19 protein-coding genes are annotated in these 16,498 nt (G+C 66.0%); all 19 read left to right on the top strand.

Going from position 1 to position 16,498, the window contains the following annotated elements; all coding sequences use genetic code 11:
- Positions 1-6 precede the first annotated feature (6 nt).
- The 19 genes from ACN5W5_RS09030 (at position 7) to ACN5W5_RS08940 (ending at position 16,457) form a co-directional block, all read left to right on the top strand.
- The gene (locus ACN5W5_RS09030; RefSeq protein WP_420048212.1) at positions 7-798 is read left to right on the top strand and encodes an SDR family oxidoreductase; all 792 of its coding nucleotides are present in this window, start codon (positions 7-9) and stop codon (positions 796-798) included.
- Positions 799-1,224, top strand: a complete 426-nt coding sequence (locus ACN5W5_RS09025) for a PaaI family thioesterase (RefSeq protein WP_420048211.1) — start codon at positions 799-801, stop codon at positions 1,222-1,224. It begins immediately after the preceding gene.
- Positions 1,224-2,021, top strand: a complete 798-nt coding sequence (locus tag ACN5W5_RS09020) for an SDR family NAD(P)-dependent oxidoreductase (protein ID WP_420048210.1) — start codon at positions 1,224-1,226, stop codon at positions 2,019-2,021. The genes ACN5W5_RS09025 and ACN5W5_RS09020 overlap by 1 nt, the downstream gene beginning before the upstream one ends.
- A 23-nt stretch (positions 2,022-2,044) precedes the next feature.
- On the top strand, positions 2,045-3,058 hold the full coding sequence (locus tag ACN5W5_RS09015; RefSeq protein WP_420048209.1) for an NADP-dependent oxidoreductase: 1,014 nt from the start codon (positions 2,045-2,047) through the stop codon (positions 3,056-3,058).
- A gap of 112 nt (positions 3,059-3,170) precedes the next feature.
- Entirely contained in the window at positions 3,171-4,820 is a 1,650-nt protein-coding gene (locus ACN5W5_RS09010; RefSeq protein WP_420048208.1) for an isovaleryl-CoA dehydrogenase, read from the top strand.
- Positions 4,821-4,835: 15 nt separating this feature from the next.
- Positions 4,836-5,771 (top strand): glutathione S-transferase family protein, encoded by a 936-nt coding sequence (locus ACN5W5_RS09005; protein WP_420048207.1) that lies wholly within the window; start codon positions 4,836-4,838, stop codon positions 5,769-5,771.
- Positions 5,768-6,331, top strand: a complete 564-nt coding sequence (locus ACN5W5_RS09000) for a GNAT family N-acetyltransferase (RefSeq protein ID WP_420048206.1) — start codon at positions 5,768-5,770, stop codon at positions 6,329-6,331. The genes ACN5W5_RS09005 and ACN5W5_RS09000 overlap by 4 nt, the downstream gene beginning before the upstream one ends.
- A 27-nt stretch (positions 6,332-6,358) precedes the next feature.
- Complete coding sequence (locus ACN5W5_RS08995; protein WP_420048205.1) at positions 6,359-7,261, top strand: SDR family oxidoreductase; 903 nt, start codon at positions 6,359-6,361, stop codon at positions 7,259-7,261.
- Between the two features lie 354 nt (positions 7,262-7,615).
- A complete protein-coding gene (locus ACN5W5_RS08990) occupies positions 7,616-7,819 on the top strand; it encodes a Flp family type IVb pilin (protein WP_420048204.1) in 204 nt (67 codons plus the stop codon).
- A 158-nt stretch (positions 7,820-7,977) separates the two neighbouring features.
- Positions 7,978-8,118, top strand: a complete 141-nt coding sequence (locus ACN5W5_RS08985) for a Flp family type IVb pilin (RefSeq protein ID WP_420048203.1) — start codon at positions 7,978-7,980, stop codon at positions 8,116-8,118.
- A gap of 164 nt (positions 8,119-8,282) precedes the next feature.
- A complete protein-coding gene (locus tag ACN5W5_RS08980) occupies positions 8,283-8,888 on the top strand; it encodes a prepilin peptidase (protein WP_420048202.1) in 606 nt (201 codons plus the stop codon).
- Positions 8,889-8,897: 9 nt separating this feature from the next.
- Positions 8,898-10,253, top strand: a complete 1,356-nt coding sequence (locus ACN5W5_RS08975) for an ATP-binding protein (protein WP_420048201.1) — start codon at positions 8,898-8,900, stop codon at positions 10,251-10,253.
- A gap of 1 nt (position 10,254) precedes the next feature.
- The gene (cpaB, locus tag ACN5W5_RS08970) at positions 10,255-11,103 is read left to right on the top strand and encodes a Flp pilus assembly protein CpaB (RefSeq protein ID WP_420048200.1); all 849 of its coding nucleotides are present in this window, start codon (positions 10,255-10,257) and stop codon (positions 11,101-11,103) included.
- 10 nt (positions 11,104-11,113) lie between these two features.
- Positions 11,114-12,676 (top strand): type II and III secretion system protein family protein, encoded by a 1,563-nt coding sequence (locus ACN5W5_RS08965; protein ID WP_420048199.1) that lies wholly within the window; start codon positions 11,114-11,116, stop codon positions 12,674-12,676.
- 11 nt (positions 12,677-12,687) lie between these two features.
- Positions 12,688-12,978 (top strand): hypothetical protein, encoded by a 291-nt coding sequence (locus ACN5W5_RS08960; protein WP_420048198.1) that lies wholly within the window; start codon positions 12,688-12,690, stop codon positions 12,976-12,978.
- Positions 12,979-13,000: 22 nt separating this feature from the next.
- Positions 13,001-14,296, top strand: a complete 1,296-nt coding sequence (locus ACN5W5_RS08955; RefSeq protein ID WP_420048197.1) for a pilus assembly protein TadG-related protein — start codon at positions 13,001-13,003, stop codon at positions 14,294-14,296.
- A 2-nt stretch (positions 14,297-14,298) separates the two neighbouring features.
- Complete coding sequence (locus tag ACN5W5_RS08950; protein ID WP_420048196.1) at positions 14,299-14,793, top strand: TadE family protein; 495 nt, start codon at positions 14,299-14,301, stop codon at positions 14,791-14,793.
- Positions 14,794-14,803: 10 nt separating this feature from the next.
- Complete coding sequence (locus ACN5W5_RS08945) at positions 14,804-15,268, top strand: TadE/TadG family type IV pilus assembly protein (RefSeq protein WP_420048195.1); 465 nt, start codon at positions 14,804-14,806, stop codon at positions 15,266-15,268.
- Positions 15,269-15,281: 13 nt separating this feature from the next.
- Positions 15,282-16,457 carry an AAA family ATPase gene (locus tag ACN5W5_RS08940; RefSeq protein WP_420048194.1) on the top strand — a complete coding sequence of 392 codons (1,176 nt, stop codon included), beginning with the start codon at positions 15,282-15,284 and terminating at the stop codon, positions 16,455-16,457.
- Positions 16,458-16,498 lie beyond the last annotated feature (41 nt).

The raw sequence follows: 16,498 nt of genomic DNA, 5'->3' as shown, positions 1-16,498 counted from the left end.
CAACACATGACCCGAAACATCCAGCAGCTCTTCGATCTCAAAGGCAAGACGGCGCTCGTCACCGGCGGCTCACGCGGCCTGGGCCTGCAGATGGCCCATGCGCTCGGCGAGGCCGGCGCCCGCGTGGTGCTCAGCTCGCGCAAGGCCACCGACCTGGAAGAGGCCACGGCCGAGCTGCAGGCCGCGGGCATCGACGCGCGCTGGATCGCCGCCGACTGTTCGCTCGAAGAAGACATCCGCCGCCTCACCAGCGAAACCCTCCAGCGCGTGGGCGAGGTGGACATCCTCGTCAACAACGCGGGCGCGGCCTGGGGCGCCCCCGCCGAAGACCACCCGCTCGAAGCCTGGGACAAGGTGATGAACCTCAATGTGCGCAGCTACTTCCTGCTGAGCCAGCTGATCGCCAAGGCGAGCATGATTCCACGCCGCACCGGCAGCATCATCAACACCGCCAGCATCGCCGGCCTGGGCGGCAACCCCTCGGGCATGAAGACCATTGCCTACAACACCTCCAAGGGCGCGGTGATCAACTTCACCCGTGCGCTCGCCGCCGAATGGGGCGAACATGGCATCCGTGTCAACGCCATCTGCCCGGGCTTCTTCCCGAGCAAGATGACGCAGGGCACGCTCAAGGCCATGGGTGAAGAGAAGCTGGCTTCACACGCCCCCCTGCGCCGCCTGGGCGACGACGAAGACCTCAAGGGCCTGACCGTGCTCTACGCGTCGGACGCGGGCAAACACATCACGGGCCAGTGGCTGGCGGTGGATGGTGGCGTATCGGTCATCACAGGAGGTTGAGTGGAGTTCTCGGTTCACATTCCTTTTGTCGAACTGCTCGGCTTCGAACTGCAGAAATTCGAAGGCGGTGAGGCGGAGATCGCTTTCGCGCCCAGGCCCGAGCATGAAAACTCCTTCAACGTGGTGCACGGCGGCGCCAGCATGACCCTGCTCGACGTGGTGATGGCGCACGCGGCGCGCTCGGTGGAGCCGGCCATGGGCTGCGTCACCATCGAGATGAAGACCAGCTTCATGCGCGCGGCCAAGGGGGCGCTGCTGGCCAAAGGCAAGCTGCTGCACCGCACCGCCACCATGGCCTTCACCGAAGGCAGCATCTTCGATGCCGAGGGCAAGCTCTGCGCCCACGCCACCGGCACCTTCAAGTTCGTGCCGCGCCTGCCGGTGGGCAAGTCCACCAACGCATTGAACACCCTGAAGACCGACTGATGACTTCCTCGCACCCTCCTGTCGCCTTCGTCACCGGGGCCGCCCGCGGCATCGGCCTGGCCATCGCCCGCTGGTTCTTTCACCAGGGCTACCGCGTCGCCGTGATCGACAACGACGCGCCGACACTGACCGCCACCGAAGCCACGCTGCGCCAGGAACTGGGTGCGCGCGCGGACCACCTGCTGGTGATCCACGGCGACGTGTCCGACCCGGCGCAGGTGACCGCCGCCGTGCAGCGCATCGAATCGGATTTCGGGCGGCTCGACGCGCTGGTCAACAACGCGGGCGTCGCCACCTTCAAGCCGATCGGTGACACCAGCTTTGACGAATGGCGCTGGGTCATGGCGACCAACCTCGATGGACCCTTCCTGTGCGTGCAGGCCTGCGCACCGCTGATGTTGAAGAACGGCGGTGGCGCGGTGGTCAACATCGCGTCCATCTCGGGCCTGCGCGCCAGCACGCTGCGCGTGGCCTACGGCACCTCCAAGGCCGCGCTGATCCACCTGACCCGCCAGCAGGCCGTGGAGTACGGCAACGCCGGCATCCGTGTCAACGCGATCGCGCCCGGCCCGGTCGAGACCGAGATGGCGAAGAAGGTGCACACACCCGCCATCCGCGCCGATTACCACGACACCATTCCGCTCGCGCGCTATGGGCAAATGGAAGAGATCGCCAACGCGGTCGGCTTCCTGTGCAGCCCGGAAGCGAGCTACATCAACGGCCAGGTGCTGGCGGTCGACGGCGGCTTTGATGCCGCCGGCGTCGGCCTGCCCACGCTGCGTCGCCCTCTTGCCTGAACACCACCCCGGAGACATTCCCCATGCCCAGCAACCAACAGATCCTGCTCGACAACCGCCCGCAAGGCGAAGCCACCGTCGGCAACTTCAAGCTCGTGACCACCGAGACGCCCGCCCTGTCCGACGGCCAGGTGCTCGTGAAACACCATTACCTGAGCCTGGACCCGTACATGCGCGGCCGCATGAACGACAGCAAGAGCTACGCCGCGTCTCAGCCGCTGGGCGAGGTCATGATCGGCGGCACCGTGGGCGAAGTGGTGGAGTCGAAGCACCCCAAGTTCAAGGCCGGCGACCAGGTTGTCGGCATGGGCGGCTGGCAGCAATACAGCGTGGTCGATGCGAACCAGCCGGGCGCGCTGCGCAAGGTGGACACCACGCACGTGCCGCTGTCCTACTACCTCGGCGCGGTCGGCATGCCGGGCGTGACCGCCTGGTACGGGCTGGTGAAGATCATCAACCCCAAGGCCGGTGATACGGTGGTCATCAGCGCCGCCACGGGCGCGGTCGGCAGTGCCTACGGCGCGCTGGCCAAGGCGCGCGGTTGCCGCGCGGTCGGCATTGCGGGCGGACCCGACAAATGCAGATACGCGATCGAAGAGCTGGGCTTTGACGCCTGCATCGACTACAAGCAACACAAGGACATGTACTCGCTGGCGAAGGCGCTCAAGGAAGCCTGCCCGAACGGCATCGACGGCTATTTCGAGAACGTCGGCGGCATGATCCTCGACGCCGTGCTGCTGCGCATGAACGCCTTCGGCCGCATCGCCGTCTGCGGGATGATCGCCGGCTACGACGGCGCGCCGCTGCCGTTGACCAACCCGGCGCTGATCCTGGTGAACCGCCTCAAGATCGAAGGCTTCATCGTCAGCGAACACATGGAAGTCTGGCCCGAGGCGCTGACGGAGTTGGGCACGCTGGTCGCCACCGGCAAGCTGCGTCCGCGCGAGACGATTGCGCAAGGCCTCGAGAACGCGCCCGAGGCTTTCCTGGGTCTGCTCAAGGGCAAGAATTTTGGCAAGCAACTGGTGAAGCTGTAACCACCCCCGCCGCGCTGCGCGCGACCCCCTCAAGGGGCGCCGCTGGCCGCCCGGCAAAGCCGGTTCCGCGGCGGCCTCGGTTGAAGACACCGCTTCTGTTTGAGGAGTTTTCATGAGCGCTACCCATGACGTGTTCAATCAGGTGGAGCCGCTGGTTGACTACAACCTGTTTGCTTGCAATCAGGCGCTCGGTGCGGCACTGAAGTTCAACGCGCCCGCGCTGGACACGGCACACCTGCATGCGTTGGGCGATGCGCTGGGCAGCGCCGACATGCAGACCCACGCGCGGCTGGCCAACGTGTTCACGCCGCAGCTCAAAAGCCACAGCCGCTTTGGCCACCGCATCGACCAGGTGGAGTTCCACCCCAGCTACCACGCGCTGATGACGGCGGCCACGGGGGCCGGTCTGCACGGCACACCGTTTTCCGACGCTGAACAGGCCTCGGGAACGGCTCATGTGAACAGAGCGGCCGCTTTCATGCTCTTCACCGAGCTGGAGCCGTCCACGCTGTGCCCCATCTCCATGACCTACGCGGTCACGCCCGCGCTGCGCGACAACCCCGCCATCTACGCCGACTGGGCGCCGCAGCTCACCAGCCGCGCCTACGACCCGGCGCTGAAGCTCTGGAAAGACAAGACCGGCGTGACCATGGGCATGGGCATGACGGAGAAGCAGGGTGGCTCGGACGTGCGCGCCAACACGACGCAGGCGGTGCCCGCTGGCAGCGATCAGTGGGGCCAGCGCTTCAGCGTCACCGGCCACAAGTGGTTTTTTTCGGCGCCCATGTGCGATGCCTTCCTGATCCTGGCGCAGACACCCAGCGGTTTGAGTTGCCTGTTCCTGCCGCGCGTGCTGCCCGATGGAACGCTGAACCAGCTCTTCATCCAGCGCCTGAAGGACAAGCTGGGCAACAAGGCCAACGCGAGCTCGGAGGTGGAGTTCGCGGGCGCCACTGCCTGGCTGGTGGGCGAAGAGGGCCGCGGCGTGCCGCAGATCCTGGCCATGGGCACGATGACGCGGCTGGACTGCGCGCTCGGCACCAGCGGGCTCATGCGCCAGGCGCTGTCCCTTGCGCTGAACCACACGAGCCAGCGCATGGCGTTCGGCAAGAAGCTGATCGACCAGCCGCTGATGAAAAACGTGCTGGCCGATCTGGCGCTGGAGTCCGAAGCGTCCACGGCGTTGGCACTGCGGCTGGCGCGCAGCTTCGACCGCCCGGAGGATGAACACGAACGCGCGATGCAGCGCCTGCTCACGCCCGTGGCCAAGTTCTGGATTTGCAAGCGCGGCAGCCATTTCGCCGAAGAAGCCATGGAATGCCTGGGTGGCAACGGCTATGTGGAGGAGGGCGGCGAGGGCATCATGGCGCGCATCTACCGCGAGATGCCGGTCAACAGCATCTGGGAAGGCGCGGGCAACATCATGGCGCTGGACCTGCTGCGCGCCCTGCGCAAGGCCGATGCCGCCGCCGCGCTGGCGCACGAACTCGCACCCGCCCAAGGCATGCACCCGGCGCTGGACCACCTGGCCGCGAGCCTGCCCATCCGCGTCGAACAGATGGCCACCGAGATGGAAGCGCGGCGCCTGGCCCAGGACGTCGCGCTGACCGTGCAGGCCGCCTTGCTCGCGCAGACCGCGCCGGCTGCCGTGTTCGGCGCCTTCTGCGACTCGCGGCTCGCTGGCCACTGGGGCCACAGCTTCGGCTCGCTGGGCGCGGGCACCGATTTCGATGCCATCATTGCCCGGGCCCAACCCCGCTGAACTCTGGAGAGACCAATGGCCGACCTGATCCTGCACCACTACCCCATGTCGCCCTTTTCGGAAAAGGTGCGGCTGATCCTGGGCCACAAGCAGCTGGACTGGAAGAGCGTGCTGATTCCCAGCGTGATGCCCAAGCCCGACGTGCTGGCGCTCACCGGTGGTTACCGGCGCACGCCATTCCTGCAGATCGGTGCCGACATCTACTGCGACACCGCGCTGATCTGCGATGTGCTCGAACACCGCCAACCCGCCCCCACGCTTTACCCCGAGCACAACAAGGGCATCGCCCGCGTGCTGGCCCAGTGGGCCGACAGCACGCTGTTCTGGGCGGCGATGGCCTACACCCTCAGCCCCAAGGGTGCCGCCGCCCTGTTTGCCAACCAGCCACCCGAAGTGGGCCAGGCCTTTGCGGCCGACCGCGGCGCCATGCGCGCGGGCATGACCAGCCTGCGCCCGGGCGACGCCACCGCCGCCTACCGCAGCTACCTGCGCCGTCTGGCCAACATGCTGCACGAGCGGCCGTTCCTGCTGGGCTCGGCATCCTGCGTGGCCGACTTCGCGGCCTACCATCCGCTGTGGTTCACCCGCGTGATCAACCCGAGCATGGCCGGCATCCTGGACGCGACGCCCGATGTGCTGGCATGGATGGACCGCATGGCTGCGATGGGTCACGGCCACCTGGCCAAGCTCTCGTCCCCTGAGGCCATCGCCATCGCGGCGGCGGCCGAGCCGGCCCCGTTGCACGACGAAGCCTTTCAGGACGAACACGGCATCGCGCTGGGCAGCCGTGTCACGGTGGCGGCCGAGAGCTTCGGCCAGGAGCCGACCGAGGGCATCCTGCGCGCGGCCTCGCGCACCCACTACACGCTGGAGCGCACAGACGAGCGCGCCGGCCGGTTGCATGTGCATTTCCCGCGCATCGGCTTTGTCTTGCGGGAAGTGCGCGCTTGAGCCGGACTGATCCGACCCCGGTGACGTGGCGCTGCCTGCCGTTTGACGCGCTGCTGCCGCGCACGCTGTACGCACTGCTCCAGCTGCGCAGCGCGGTGTTCGTGGTCGAGCAGGCCTGCGCGTTCCAGGACCTGGACGGCGCCGATGCCGGCTGCATGCATCTGTTGGGCGAGACTGTTGCCCCCACACTCTCCGCTGCGCGCGGTTCGTTGCCCCCCGAGGGGGCGCATTTCGCCTTGGGGCGGCCCGGCGGCGAAACCAGCGGCCCGGATGGTCAACCGCAACTGCTCGCGTACACACGGCTCGTCCCCGCCGGCCTCAAATACCCCGAAGCCAGCATCGGCCGGGTGGTCACCGCACCCAGCACGCGCGGCAGCGGCATGGGCCACGCACTGATGGCCGAGTCCATCCGCATGTTGCACAGCCTGTGGGGCGTGCAGCCCATCCGCATCGGCGCACAGGCGCATCTGGAACGCTTCTACAACGCACACGGCTTCGTGTCCGACGACAAGCCCTACATCGAAGACGGCATTCCCCATCTGGAAATGCTCCGCCGCTGAAACCCCAAAACACCAGGAGACAAAAGCATGATTTCAGAATTCAAAGGCAAGACCGCAGTACTGACGGGCGCCGGCTCGGGCTTCGGGCTCGAATGCGCGCGCATCGGCGCCAAGCTTGGCATGAACCTCGTGCTGGTGGACGTGCAGCAGGACGCGCTGGACAAGGCCGCCGCGGAAATGACGGCGGCGGGTGCTGCCGTGCTGGCCAAGCGCGTGGACGTGTCCAGCGCCGAGCAGATGGAGGCGCTGGCCGCCGACGTGGTGCATCGCTTCGGCGCACCGCATTTCGTGTTCAACAACGCGGGCGTGGGCTCGGGTGGGCTGGTGTGGGAAAACTCGGTGAAAGACTGGGAATGGGTGCTGGGCGTGAACGTGTGGGGCGTGATCCACGGCGTGCGCCTGTTCACGCCGCTGATGCTCGCCGCCGCCAAAGCCGACCCCGCGTACCAGGGCCACATCGTCAACACCGCGAGCATGGCCGGCCTGCTCACGCCGCCCAACATGGGCATCTACAACGTGAGCAAACACGCCGTGGTGAGCCTCACCGAAACGCTCTACCAGGACCTGAAGCTGGTGAACGACCAGGTGAGCGCCAGCGTGTTGTGCCCGTACTTCGTGGCCACCGGCATCAGCCAGAGCCACCGCAACAAGCCGGCCGGACTCGCCGATGAACAGCCCACGCAGAGCCAGCTGATCGGCCAGGCGATGACGGACAAGGCGGTGAGTTCGGGCAAGGTGACCGCTGCGGCGGTGGCCGAGATGGTGTTCCACGCCATGCGCCACGACCAGTTCTACATCTACAGCCACCCCAAGGCGCTGGGCAATGCGCAGTCGCGTTTTGACGCCATTGTGGCCGGCACCAATCCGCCCGATCCGTTCGTCGAGCGGCCGGAAATTGGTTCCGCGCTCAAATCCCAGTTGCGCGCCTGAGCGCCAATAAACCATCGTCTTAGGTAAATATTGAGTTGCCTCAATACATATGTAGGAACCGGATTTTGTTACAAAAAAACCCGGTAGTCGGTGTTTTCCCCTAGTTTGGTGGTATTTTTTGTGAAAAATGTCACGAAAAATTAACAATCCAGGGGGTGGAACTCTCCAACTTGTAACGGTACCTATTTCTGGCGATTGCATTTTGATACGTAATGTTCATCATGTAATCGTGAGTTACAGGAAGTGTCTGATACCGAGCGCCTAGGTAATCGGTTTCATGGCCCGCCAGGGAGCTCATGCAGTCATCGGTCGCTCATGGGGCCGATGTTTCAACCTCAAGTTAGGAGTCTGATCATGAACAAGTTCCTGAATGCGACCCGTCGGTTCCTGCGTGACGAAGAGGGTGTGACCGCGATTGAGTACGGCCTGATTGCGGCGCTGATTGCGGTGGTGATCATCGTCGGCGCTGGCTTGGTGGGTACCAACCTCAATACGCTCTTTAACGATATCGCTGGCTGCCTGGCAACGCCACCGGCCGGAGCCATCTGCGGCGGCTAACCGGTGCTGGTTGTGGCCGACCGAGAGCCCTCAAAAAGGGCGGGCGGTCGGTCCACTCGCAGCCAACGATGCATTTTTCCCGCTGATCCGGAAAAAGGACATCAAGGGTCCCAACCATGTCAAAACCAACCTGCGGATATCGCCACCTGCAGAAAGGCGTGAGCGCCATCGAATATGGCCTGCTCGCCGCGCTGATCGCCTTGGTGGCCATCGTGGGCATGACCGCGCTGGGAGGTGCCAATGGCGCGGGTTGGGATGCGTGGGTGGCGCGGGTGCTCGCCGTGATTTCGCCTCCATGAACCGGGCAGGCCTGCGTGCAGGCCGGGAGCAGTGCAGTCGGCAACGGCTGTGCGCCCGAATGAGAACAATGATCGGTCCAACCCCTGGAAGGTTGCCGAGAGAGCGATAGAGACGACCATCACCGGTTTTGCGCCAGGCGCAAAACCCGAACTGGGAGTGAGGGATGACCATCGACATGGATCCTCGCGTCTGGCAGGTACTGGGCCTCGGCCTGCTGGCGTCGTGCCTCGCGCTGGCCGCACTCTCCGATGCACGGCATCGCCGCGTCCCGAACGCGCTGGTGCTGGTGGCCCTGCTGACCGGCCTGCTGTTGAACGCCTTCGGTCCGCAACCCTTCCGCCAGAACGACGGCCTGTTTGCCATGTATCCCGGTGCCCTCGGTCTGGGCGCCGGTCTGCTGGGCGCGCTGGTGGCGCTGTTGGTCTTCCTGCCCTTCCATGCCCTGCACGTCCTGGGTGCCGGCGACGTGAAGCTCTTTGCCGCCGTGGGCGCCTTCGCCGGCCCCGCCGCCAGCGTGAACCTCGCCTTGTGTGTGCTGCTGGTAGGTGGTGTGCTGGCGCTGGTCCGCATGGCCATGGTGCGCAACAGCCGCCTGGTGATGCGGAACACGCTGGCCGCTCTGGGCCAGATGTTGCCGGGCTCGGCCGGTTCTTTTGATGCCAGCACCCAGACCGCCTGGCGCATGCCCTACGCGGTGGCCATCGCGCTCGGCGTTGCGGCCTATGCCGCCTGGCTGTTCAGCGGCCACGACCCGATCCTGAACTTCTGAAAGCCCACCATGCAAGAGCTTTCACTCCCCGTCGCCTCCCCGCTGCTCAAGACCGCCGTGACCGATCCCCTGGGCGATGCGGTGGATATCGAGGGCCTGCCCGCGTCGTTTGTGACCGACCTGGCCTTGCGCCATTTCGCGCGCAAGGGCGAGCTCAAGCTCTTTGCTGTGGCCCAGCAGCTGGGCCTGCCGGTGCCGGTGGTGGACCACCTGCTCACCCAGATGCGCAGCCTGGCCCTGCTGGAGGTGCCGCGGCGCGGCACGCTGGAGGGCGACATCAGCTTTGCGCTCACCGATGCCGGCCACCGCATGGCGCGCCTGGCGTTTGACAAGTGCCATTACGTGGGGCCGGCGCCGGTGCCGCTGGCCGACTACGTGGCCCAAGTTCGGGACCAGGCCCAGCACCAGGCGCCGGTGCGCGCCGAGCGCCTGCAGCAGGTGCTCAAGGACATGGTCCTGGTGCCCGAGCTGCTGCCCACGCTGGGCAGCGCGATGAACTCGGGCAAGGCCATCTACCTGCACGGCGACAGCGGCACCGGCAAGACCTACCTGGCCGAGCACCTGGTGCACACGCTGGATGGCCACATCTGGGTGCCACACGCCTTGTATGTCGATGGCGAGGTGGTGCAGGTGTTTGACCCGATCGTGCACAAGCGGGTGACCCTGGCGCCGGTGCCCGATCGCGCGCTCGCCCGAGACCTGTCGGCCGATGGCCGCTGGGTGCGCTGCGAGCGGCCGGTGGTGATCACCGGTGGCGAACTCACGCTGGACACGCTGGACCTGGAATACGACCCCCATGCCCGCCTGCACACGGCATCGCCGCAGTTGAAGGCCAACAACGGCATTTTTGTGATCGACGACCTGGGGCGCCAGCGTGTGAGCCCGAGCGAGCTCATGAACCGCTGGATCGTTCCGCTGGACCGCCATGTGGACTACCTGACGCTCAACACCGGCACCCGGTTCGCCGTGCCGTTTGATGTGCGGGTGATTTTTTCCAGCAACTGGCCGCCCGCCGACCTGGTGGACCCGGCCTTTGCCCGCCGCCTGGGCTACAAGATCCGGATCGACGCGCTCGACGCCGACCGTTACCGCAGCGTGGTCGCACAGGCCTGCGAGCGCACCGGCGTGCCCGAGGAAGCGGCCGGGGTGGACTACCTCATCCACACGCTGCACCCACGCGACGGGCAGCCTTATTACCCGTGCATTCCGTTTGATGTGATCAGCAAGATCGCCGACCACGGCCGCTACCTGGACCAGCCCGCCCGCATGACAACCGAACGGCTGGAGTGGGCGTGGAACACCTATTTCGGCCGCGAGGAGCGCCACGAAGCGGCCGGCATCCCCCCGAAGAATTCAGGAGAATGAAATGCAAAGCAAACGCGCTTTCGTGATGTTGACCCTGTCGGTGCTGGCCGGTGTGGCCGCCGTGATCCTGGCGGCCCGCTGGATGGGGCAGCAGGCGTCGGGCGAACGGTCCACCGTGCTGGTGGCCACGAGCGATCTTGATCTCGGTCAGGCGATCACCGCCCAGATGCTGCAGCCCGTTGCCTGGCCGGCCGGCGCCCAGCCGGAAGGTTCGTTCAACGATCCAGCAAAGCTCGAAGGCCGGGTGGTGCGCACCAGCATCTACAAGGGCGAGCCGGTGCTGGAGCCCAAGCTGGCCCCCGAAGGGACCAAGGCCGGGCTGGACTCGATCATCAAGCCGGGGCACCGCGCCATCACCGTCAAGGTCAACGAGGTGGTGGGCGTGGCCGGCTTTCTGGCGCCGGGCAGTCACGTGGATCTGCTGGTGAACATCAAGGACGACCGCGAAACGGCCATTTCGCGGGTGGTGCTGGAACGCATCATGGTGCTGGCGGTGGCCCAGGAAGCCCGGCGCCCGGAGGAAACCAAGGCCCGCGTGGTCAACGCCGTCACGCTGGAAGTGACCCCCGAGCAGGCCGAAAAGATCGACCTGGCGCGCAACGTGGGCACCTTGTCGCTCATGTTGCGCAACCAGGTGGACACGCAAGACAACGCGACGGCGGGCATCACCCGCAAAGACCTCTTCGGCGATGAAGTGCCTGTGAGTGCACCGGTTGCCGTGGTCGCCGTCAAGAAGGCGCCGCCGGTCCGCCGCACCGCCCCGCGCCCGCCCGCGCCCCGCGCCCCGGCCGAACCGACCGACACCGTGGAGGTGATCCGTGGCACCCAGAAGTCTTCGTCTCATTTCTAAGGAAGCGATCATGAAAACACCCGTTCTGCGTGCGCTGAGCGCTTCCATCTGGGCCGCGGGCCTGCTCACCATGACCGCCTGGGCGCAAACCGCGGTGACCAGGGGCGTGACCACCAGCAAGGTGGCCGCCGCGCCGATGTCGGCCGACGTCGGCACCGACCTGGCCACCGTCGGACCGACGCTGGACCTGACCATCGGCAAGTCCACCCTGCTGCGCATGCCCTCGGCCGTGTCCCGCATTTCGCTGGGCAACCCCACCGTGGCCGACGTGACGCTGATCAGCCCGACCGAGCTGTATTTGCTGGGCAAGACCTACGGTTCGACCAATCTCATCATCTGGCGCAAGAGTGGCGGCCCGACCGCCATCGACGTCAATGTGAACATTGACTACAAGCGCATGGAAGCCAAGCTGCGCGAGCTGCTGCCGGGTGAAAAAGGCATTCAGGTGCGCCCGGCGGCCGACTCGGTGATCCTCACCGGGGTGGTGTCGAGCGCCGTCAAGGCCAAGGCCGCCGAGGACATCGCCGCCGCCTTCGTGCGCGATGTGAACAAGAGCCTGGTGTTGCCGGTGGTGGCGGGTGACAACCGCGCCGAGTCGGGCACCAAGCTGGCGGTCAGTGTCGGCGGCAGCGGCGGTGGCGCAGCGGCGGCCAACGCGGCGGGCGCCAAGGTGGTCAACCTGCTGAGCATCGCCGAAGCCCAGCAGGTGATGCTGGAAGTGGTCGTGGCCGAGGTGTCCAAGACCCTCATGGACAAGATGGGCGCCAACCTGGTCTTCACCCGCACCGGCGGCAGCTGGGCGTATGGCATCACCTCGGCGTTGGGTGGCGATGGCCGTGGCCTGCTCAGCGCCATCAAGAACAACGGCGATGGTGTCGAGATCGACGCCGAGAAGAGCAACGGTCTGGTGAAGATCCTGGCCGAGCCGAACCTGGTGGCCATCAGCGGCCAGGAAGCCAGTTTTCTCGCGGGCGGCAAGATCTTCATCCCGGTGGCGCGCAGCAACGAAACCACGGGCGGCACCACGATCACGCTGGAAGAGAAGGAGTTTGGCGTGGGCGTGAAATTCACCCCCACGGTGCTCGAAGGCGGCCGCATCCACCTGAAGGTGTCGCCCGAGGTGTCGGAGCTGTCACAGACCGGCACGCCGTTCACCACGGTGAATGGCCAGACGGCGATCCTGCCCAGCTTCACCACCCGCCGCGCGCAGACTTCGGTGCAGCTCATGGACGGTCAGAGCCTGGCCATTGCCGGCCTGATCAAGAACAACGTGCGCCAGGCCATGGACGCGGTGCCTGGCCTGGGTGAGGTGCCCGTCCTGGGCGCGCTGTTCCGCAGCAACGAGTTTCAGGGCGACCGCAGCGAACTCATGTTCGTGATCACGCCGCGCCTGGTCAAGCCGATCGACCCGGGCTACATCCTGCCCACCGATGGCTACAAGCCGCCCAGCCGCTCGGAGTTTTTCTTTGGCAACCAGCTGGAAGGTTCGGGCCGCGCCGACGTGCCCACCGATCGACCCGCCGCCGCGCCACCCGCACCGGCCGCAGGCACCGGCGGCATGGAAGTGAAGTAAGGAGCATCAGCATGTCCACCACCACCTTGTCCCTTCGCCTGGCCGCCCTGCTGGCCACCACCAGCCTGCTCACGGCCTGCGCCAGCACCACACCGCAGCTCGACGCCGTGTTTGGCGATGCGGTGCGCGAGGCCCGCACGGCCCAGACGCTCAACCCCAAGGCTTCGGAGAACACCGACCCGGTGCTGGGTATCGACGGCAAAGCCGGGGCATCGGCGCAGCAGCGTTACCAGGAGTCGTTCCAGGCGCCGCCCAGGACCTTCGAGATCATCAACATCGGCGGCGCGATCACGGGCCAATGAACCGATGCCCAGGGAGACCGCCATGCTGTTGAAACCACGCCAGCACCCTGCCGCCCGCCGCGAGCGGGGGGCGGTGGCGATCATCCTGGGCCTGACGCTGGCGGTGCTGATCGGTTTTGCCGGCCTGGCCATCGACCTGGGTCGCTTTTTCGTGATCAAGACCGAGCTGCAGAACGCGATGGATGCCTGTGCGCTGGCGGCTGCATCCCAGCTGAGACCCGGACAAAACAACCCCACCGCGTTGACCAAGGCCATCGCCTACGGCCGTGTATTTTCAACCGGCGGCATTGATGATCCGGCCACGGCCCCACTGGAAGGCAACATCGCGGCCATCAGGAACCGCGCCAACTTCCAGAGCACGGTGATCGATATCGCGGCCAACCAGATCACGTTCTCGGACACTTTGGGCGGTACATACGAAGAGGCTGGTTCGGCCGACTACAACACAGCCGCTTTTGCCAAGTGCACCTTTCCCTTGACCGGGCTGCCCATCTTTTTCATGCGGGTGCTCAACCCGGTGCTGGGCACGCAGACCGTTTCGGCCATGGCGGCCGCCACCTTGGCACCCTCGGCATCTGCGTGCGCGATACCGGTGGCCGTGTGCAAGGCGCCAGGAAGCACGGCGGCGTCCAACTTCGGGTTGACTGTCGGACAGTGGATGAGCCCGCCAGAGGGGGCGGGCTCGCCCTATGGGACCGGCAATTTTGGCTGGATCGACTTCACCCCTCCCGGTGGGGGAGCCTCCGAACTGGCGGATTTGTTGACGGGGCCAGGGCAGTGCAGCACCACCATCGGCACCGAGGTGGGTGAGCCGGGCGCAATCTCATCGCTGGACGTCGCCTGGAACTCCCGGTTTGGCTTGTACAAGCCAGGCGGTGGGAATCCCCAGGTGGGTTCGGCGCCACCGGATGTGACGGGGTACAGCTACACGACGACCAACTGGACGCTCGGAGCCAACGCCTACACCGGGACGGTGGCGGGGCAGTTCAACTATGGGAATGCCGCGGCGAACTACCGGCCCTACCAGACCGATCCGCCCAATCCCTACAGCCGCTTGACGGCCACCCAGCACAACAACCTCGGTCGTTTCCGGCGGGTGGTGGTGGCCCCCGTGGTGAATTGCGAGACATGGAACACCGGCGGCGCGAACCCCGTGGTGGACGGTTGGGCCTGTGTCCTGATGCTCAACCCGATGCTGGCGGTCGGAGATGTCCCTGGCCTCGAATTCCTGGGCCTGAGCACCAGTGCCGGAAGTCCCTGCTCAACCAACGGCGAGCCCGGCACCTTCGGCCCGCTCGTTCCCCAACTGGTGCAGTGACCATGCGCAGCCCCATCCATTCACAACACGGCGTCGCCGCTGTCGAACTGGCGATCGTGCTGATCCCGATGCTGGTGCTCTGTTTCGGCATCACCGAGCTGGGGCGCGCGCTGTACCAATACAACGGCCTGGTCAAGGCCACGCGCGGTGCCGCGCGTTACCTCTCCCAGCAGAGTCTGGCCAGCCCACCCGCCGGGGAGACCGCCGACGGCATCCGCCTCAAGGCCCGTTCGTTGGCGCTGTGCGGTGCGTTCAATTGCGATCAAACACCCGCCTTGGTGCCCAACCTCACGCTGGCCCAGATCTCCGTGTGCGACCCGGTGTCTTGCGTTGGGACGCATGCCAATGTGCCAACCGGTGAGGGCACCACCAGCCTGGTGACGGTGACCATCGGTGCCGGCGACAACGGTTACGACTTCACGTCGATCGTGCCCTGGGTGGTCCCGAGCATCACCTTTGGCCCGATCGGCATCACGATGGCGTCGAGCACGAACTGAGGCCACGGCCGTGAAATTCACCCGCAACCTCTTTTGTTCCCCAGCCAGGCGTCATGCCCAGCGCGGTGTGGTTGCGGTCGAGTTCGCGCTGATCGCCATCCTGTTCTTCACGCTGTTGCTGGGCATCATGGAGTTTGGTCGCTGGCTCTTCCTGCTCAACGGGGCCAATGAGGCCACCCGCCTGGGTGCCCGGCTGGCGGTGGTGTGCAGTGTCGAGGCGCCAGGGAACCTCACGCTCATCAAGGCGCGCATGAGTGCGATGACCGGTGGAGGCATTCCGGCCGCCAACATGGTGCTCGATTACTTTCCGGTGAACTGCGACGCGTCCAGTTGCCAGACCGTGACGGCGCGCATCGTCGGGGCCACGTTCAACCCGGTCAGCCCCTTCTTTGGCGGCAACTTCCCGATTCCCCAGTTCCCCACCAGCCTGCCGCGCGAGTACATGACCAGCGCAGGCAACCCGGTGTGCCCATAAGACCAAAAGCCCCATGTCACACAAAGTAGCCCTCATTTTCGAGACCACCGAGGAACGCGACGCGTTCATCGGAAAGCTCAAGCCGCTGCCCGGTGTGAGCGTCAGTGCCCACGTGGGCGGCGCGCGAAGCCTGCAGGCCGTGATGTCCAAGGAGAAGCCGGACGTGGTGCTGCTGGCGCTGCAGCGGCCCGACGATACCGCTTTCGAGCTGATCGAGGCCGCGACGCTTCGGCATCCGGCGGTGATGGTGTTGCTGGTGAACGATGACGGCGGCATGAACACGCTCAAGCGCGCCATGCGGGCGGGGGTGCGCGATGTCTTGCCCGGGCCTCTGAGCGCCGCGGCGGTCCAGGTGGGCGTGGACTACGTCGAGGATTCGAAGTCGATCACATCCCGGTTTGTGGACAACGAAGGCACGCTCTGCGCGTTCATGCCGGCCAAGGGCGGTTGTGGCTGCACCTTTCTCGTCACCAACCTTGCCTACCTGCTGGCCAAGGCATCCAAGCGGGTGTTGATCGTGGACCTGAACCTCTATTTCGGGGACGCGGCCAGCTACCTCACGAGCCGCAAGTCCGAGGCCAGCGTGGTGGACGTGGCGCGCCAGAGTCGCCGGCTCGACGGCTCGCTGCTGGAGGCGAGCGTGCTCAAGGTGCGGGAGAACCTGCATGTGTTGTGTGCGCCGGAACTGCCTTACCAGCTTGAGGAAGTGACGCCCGAAACCGTGGCGGCCATTCTGGGCCTGGCGCGCACCGAATACGACTTCGTGCTGCTCGACATGGCGCGAACCATGGATCCGGCGGCGGTGAAGGTGCTGGATCTGGCCGAACGCATCTACGTGGTGACGGGGCAGACCTTGCCCGCCCTGCAGGACACGCGGCGAATCATCGGTGTGTTCGAAGGTCTGGGTTACAGCCGGGAAAAGATTCAGCTGGTGCTGAACCGCTACACCAAGAGCAGCCAGATTCCGCTGGGTGAAGTGGAGCGGGCGACGGGCTACAAGGTGGCCCGGGTTCTGCCCGCCAGCGACGACGCGGTGCTGGCCTCCATCAACCAGGGCATTCCGCTGGCCAAGCTGGCCGCGCGCGACCCCGTGGCGCGCGCGCTGTACGAATGGGCTCAGGCGCTTTCGCCGGTGGCGGTGAATGCGGCCAAGCAGAGCTGGTTTTCGACGCTCGCGGGCCGCCTGTGAACGACGCAGCGCCCTTTTATCCCCCATTGCGGAGCACCGAC

Source organism: Hydrogenophaga sp. ZJX-1, from assembly GCF_048590325.1.
Classification (GTDB): domain Bacteria; phylum Pseudomonadota; class Gammaproteobacteria; order Burkholderiales; family Burkholderiaceae_C; genus Hydrogenophaga.
This window is presented reverse-complemented; position numbering and strand designations above follow the sequence as displayed.

What these genes read in the sequence shown, in the direction of transcription:
- ACN5W5_RS08975 (WP_420048201.1), top strand. Translation starts at nt 8,898, where the DNA reads ATGCAAGAGCTTTCACTCCCCGTCGCCTCCCCGCTGCTCAAGACCGCC.
- ACN5W5_RS08965 (WP_420048199.1), top strand. Translation starts at nt 11,114, where the DNA reads ATGAAAACACCCGTTCTGCGTGCGCTGAGCGCTTCCATCTGGGCCGCG.
- ACN5W5_RS08980 (WP_420048202.1), top strand. Translation starts at nt 8,283, where the DNA reads ATGACCATCGACATGGATCCTCGCGTCTGGCAGGTACTGGGCCTCGGC.
- ACN5W5_RS09020 (WP_420048210.1), top strand. Translation starts at nt 1,224, where the DNA reads ATGACTTCCTCGCACCCTCCTGTCGCCTTCGTCACCGGGGCCGCCCGC.
- ACN5W5_RS08940 (WP_420048194.1), top strand. Translation starts at nt 15,282, where the DNA reads ATGTCACACAAAGTAGCCCTCATTTTCGAGACCACCGAGGAACGCGAC.
- ACN5W5_RS08955 (WP_420048197.1), top strand. Translation starts at nt 13,001, where the DNA reads ATGCTGTTGAAACCACGCCAGCACCCTGCCGCCCGCCGCGAGCGGGGG.
- ACN5W5_RS09015 (WP_420048209.1), top strand. Translation starts at nt 2,045, where the DNA reads ATGCCCAGCAACCAACAGATCCTGCTCGACAACCGCCCGCAAGGCGAA.
- cpaB (WP_420048200.1), top strand. Translation starts at nt 10,255, where the DNA reads ATGCAAAGCAAACGCGCTTTCGTGATGTTGACCCTGTCGGTGCTGGCC.
- ACN5W5_RS09030 (WP_420048212.1), top strand. Translation starts at nt 7, where the DNA reads ATGACCCGAAACATCCAGCAGCTCTTCGATCTCAAAGGCAAGACGGCG.
- ACN5W5_RS08960 (WP_420048198.1), top strand. Translation starts at nt 12,688, where the DNA reads ATGTCCACCACCACCTTGTCCCTTCGCCTGGCCGCCCTGCTGGCCACC.
- ACN5W5_RS08995 (WP_420048205.1), top strand. Translation starts at nt 6,359, where the DNA reads ATGATTTCAGAATTCAAAGGCAAGACCGCAGTACTGACGGGCGCCGGC.
- ACN5W5_RS08950 (WP_420048196.1), top strand. Translation starts at nt 14,299, where the DNA reads ATGCGCAGCCCCATCCATTCACAACACGGCGTCGCCGCTGTCGAACTG.
- ACN5W5_RS08990 (WP_420048204.1), top strand. Translation starts at nt 7,616, where the DNA reads ATGAACAAGTTCCTGAATGCGACCCGTCGGTTCCTGCGTGACGAAGAG.
- ACN5W5_RS09005 (WP_420048207.1), top strand. Translation starts at nt 4,836, where the DNA reads ATGGCCGACCTGATCCTGCACCACTACCCCATGTCGCCCTTTTCGGAA.
- ACN5W5_RS09010 (WP_420048208.1), top strand. Translation starts at nt 3,171, where the DNA reads ATGAGCGCTACCCATGACGTGTTCAATCAGGTGGAGCCGCTGGTTGAC.